5 protein-coding genes are annotated in these 2,894 nt (G+C 72.5%); 3 read left to right on the top strand and 2 right to left on the bottom strand.

The window, feature by feature from the left end:
- Together AC30N0_RS03085 and AC30N0_RS03080 are read right to left on the bottom strand one after the other, a co-directional pair.
- A partial coding sequence (locus AC30N0_RS03085) for a tRNA (cytidine(34)-2'-O)-methyltransferase (protein ID WP_489516468.1) occupies nucleotides 1-179 on the bottom strand: 179 nt, incomplete at its 3' end.
- 15 nt (nucleotides 180-194) lie between these two features.
- Nucleotides 195-1,082 (bottom strand): ComF family protein, encoded by an 888-nt coding sequence (locus tag AC30N0_RS03080; RefSeq protein ID WP_489516467.1) that lies wholly within the window; start codon nucleotides 1,080-1,082, stop codon nucleotides 195-197.
- A gap of 6 nt (nucleotides 1,083-1,088) precedes the next feature.
- On the opposite strand from AC30N0_RS03080, the gene AC30N0_RS03075 reads away from it, so the two are divergent.
- From AC30N0_RS03075 to AC30N0_RS03065, 3 genes are all read left to right on the top strand, one after another.
- Nucleotides 1,089-1,889, top strand: coding sequence for a class I SAM-dependent methyltransferase (locus tag AC30N0_RS03075; RefSeq protein ID WP_489516466.1), 801 nt, complete (start codon nucleotides 1,089-1,091; stop codon nucleotides 1,887-1,889).
- A gap of 125 nt (nucleotides 1,890-2,014) precedes the next feature.
- Nucleotides 2,015-2,626, top strand: coding sequence for a DUF2244 domain-containing protein (locus tag AC30N0_RS03070; protein WP_489516465.1), 612 nt, complete (start codon nucleotides 2,015-2,017; stop codon nucleotides 2,624-2,626).
- A partial coding sequence (locus AC30N0_RS03065; protein ID WP_489516464.1) for a cytochrome c oxidase subunit II transmembrane domain-containing protein occupies nucleotides 2,623-2,894 on the top strand: 272 nt, incomplete at its 3' end. The genes AC30N0_RS03070 and AC30N0_RS03065, both read left to right, overlap by 4 nt.

Below are 2,894 nucleotides of genomic sequence, written 5' to 3'. Positions count from 1 at the left end.
TGCCGGCGGACGTCGACGTACTCGTGGTAATCGAGGCCGGCCCGGCGCAGCAGCGCGTCGTCCATCGAGAATCCGAGCGGCTCGACCAGGTGCAGGCGGCAGCCGGTGTTCGCGGCGAGCCGGATCACGTTGCCGGTGTTGGGCGGTATCTCCGGCTCGACGAGAACGATGTTGAACATGAGGACGCGGACGCGCTACTCGCCGGGCCGCGGCGTGCGCGCGAACACCCAGACGCAGACGTGCGCTGCGCCCGCCTGCCTGAGCACGGTCGCGATCTCTGCGGCGGTGCTGCCAGTGGTCATGACGTCGTCGACGATCGCCACCGAGCGGCCGGTCAACTCGCTGCGGCGACGGGGCTCGATCGCGAAGGCACCGCGCACGTTGCCGGCGCGCGCTTCGGGTGGCAGGTCCAGCTGGTGCACCGTGTCGCGAAGGCGCAGCAGAAGCCTCGCATCGGCGCAAAGGCCGAGGCGGCGGCCGATTCGCCGTGCCAGCTCCCAGGCCTGGTTGTAGCCGCGCTCGCGCAGTCGCGCCGGAGCCAGCGGCACGGGCAGCACCAGCGAAGGCAAGGTCTTCGCCGCGGTGACGACCGTGGCCTCGATCTGGCTGGCGAAGACCCGGCCGAGGCCGAGCGCCGAATGAAACTTGAACGCCGCCACGAGGTGGTCCCACGGCGCAGCGTAGTCGACACAGGCGAGGGCGGCATCGAAGGCGGGCGGCACCGACAGGCAGGCGCCGCACAGGGCCGCGCCGGCCGGAACGGGCAGGGCGCAGCGCGAGCAGCGCTCGACGCGACGGGCGAACCGGTCGAGGCAGGCGCGGCAGACGCGACCCCGGCCCCAGCCGTGGCAGATCGCGCAGAGGCTCGGCAGGCGGGCCACCGGCGCCGCAGCGTCGCGGTCTTCAGGGCGATCCGAAAGTCGCGTTCGCCACCCGGCCAGCATCGCCTCAATATACTGCCCGGCATGCCGGCTGCGGATCGCAACGACGACGATCGATCCGGCCCGCGCCGCCTCGACGAGGCCGCAGCCGCCGCCGCGCTGCGACGAATGGCCCGTGCCGAACAGCCGCCCTGGCTGCATGGCGAAGTGGCTCGCCGCCTCGTCGAGCGCCTCGGCCCGATCCGCCTCGAGCCGCGCCGGATCTTCGACTGGTGGAGCGGGGTCGGTGGCGGTGAAGCGGTCCTGCGCGCGGCCTACCCGCGCGCCGAGATCGTCGCCGTCGAGCCCGATCCTGCGGCGGCCGCGATCCGGGCCGCGCGCACGGCGCGGCCCTGGTGGTCGCTGTCGAAGGCCGCGCCGTCGCCATTGAGCGCCTCCGCTGCCGACGCCGAGGTGGGCCGCAGCCAGCTGGTCTGGGCCAATATGGTCCTGCAGTTCGTGGCCGACCCGCCGGCGCTCTTCGCACGATGGCATCGCCTGCTCGAGGTCGATGGGCTGGTCGTGTTCTCGTGCCTGGGGCCGGCGAGCCTGCGCGAGCTGCGCGAGCTCTACACGGCCGCGCGATGGCCGTCGCCGGCGTCCGAGTTCGTCGACATGCACGATCTGGGCGACATGATGGTTCACGCCGGCTTTGCAGAGCCGGTGCTCGACCAGGAGACGCTGACCCTGCGCTGGAAGAGCGCCGAGGCGCTGCTCGCCGAGCTGCGCCTGCTCGGGGGCAACGCCGCACCGGACCGATTCGCGGGGCTGCGGACACCGGCCTGGCGGCAGCGCCTCCTCGCCGCGCTGGCCGAGCGGGCCGCGTCCGACGGGAGCATCGGCCTCAGCATGGAGGTGGCGTACGGCCACGGCTTCAAGGCCGCGCCGCGGCTGCGCGCCGGCGAGCCGGTGGCCGTTGCCCTCGAGGACATGCGGGCGATGGTGCGCCGGCCGAGGCCGACCTCGTGAGCGCGTGCGCTAAAATCATCTGCTTTGTCGAGGGTCGTCTCTCCTTCGGCACGACAGCGCGGTCGGCACCGGCCTCGCGACTCCTGTAACGGCACTCGACAGGCCCCGGAAGGCGACGACGGCAGATGGCAGCTCTCAGTGTTCAGGCACCGCGCGGTTTTCCGCCGGCCGCGCCGCCGCTGCGCTTCGCGAGCTCCGCTTCCTCTGCCCCCGACGGCTCGGTCCAGTGGCTCCTGCGGCGCAACTGCTCGATCTCGCCGTTGCAGCTGGCGGTGGTGTACCTGCTCCTCTGCACCGTGTCGCTGGCCATCGCCGGGGCGTTCTGGTGGCGCGGCGCCCCGTTCGTCCTGCCCTTCGCCAGCATCGAACTGCTGGCCGTCGGCATCGCGCTGCTCGCCTACGCCCGCCACGCTGCCGACCGCGAGAGCCTGCTCCTGCGGCCGGGCCTCCTGAGGGTGGAGTGCATCAACGGCCGCCGCGCCGACCAGGTCGAATTCACGCCGGCCTGGGTGCGCATCGAGCCGGCCCACGGCGACCGCTCCCTGATCGAGCTTTCCGGCGAAGGCAAGCGGATCGCGGTCGGCCGCTTCGTCCGGCCGGAGCTGCGCCGCGCACTCGCCGAGGAGCTGAGGGACGCCATCCGGCGTTGCGGCAGCGCGCGCCCGCCGGCTGCCGATGGGCCTGCCTCCGGCGCGGCCTCCCCGAATCCTGAGAAGACCTGGCAACAACCATCATGACGTTCACTGCCTTTTCGCATGCGGCTGGCCGCGGTGCGCTCGCGCTGCTGGCGACGCTGGCCGGCCCTGCCCTTGCTGCCACCGGCAACCTCGGCGGCGGGCCCGGGGTGAACCAGCTCGGCCTGCACGCGCCGGCGTCGCCGATCGCCGTCGAGCAGACCTGGCTGCACAACTTCATGCTCGTGGTCTGCCTCGTGATCTTCGTGGCGGTGTTCGGGGTGATGTTCTATTCCATCATCAAGCACCGCAAGTCGAAGGGCGCGCGCGC

It is taken from the genome of Rhizobacter sp. (genome assembly GCF_031412495.1).
Classification (GTDB): domain Bacteria; phylum Pseudomonadota; class Gammaproteobacteria; order Burkholderiales; family Burkholderiaceae_C; genus Schlegelella_A.
The sequence above is the reverse complement of the archived record's forward strand: the minus strand, read 5'-3'. Positions and strand labels throughout refer to the sequence as shown.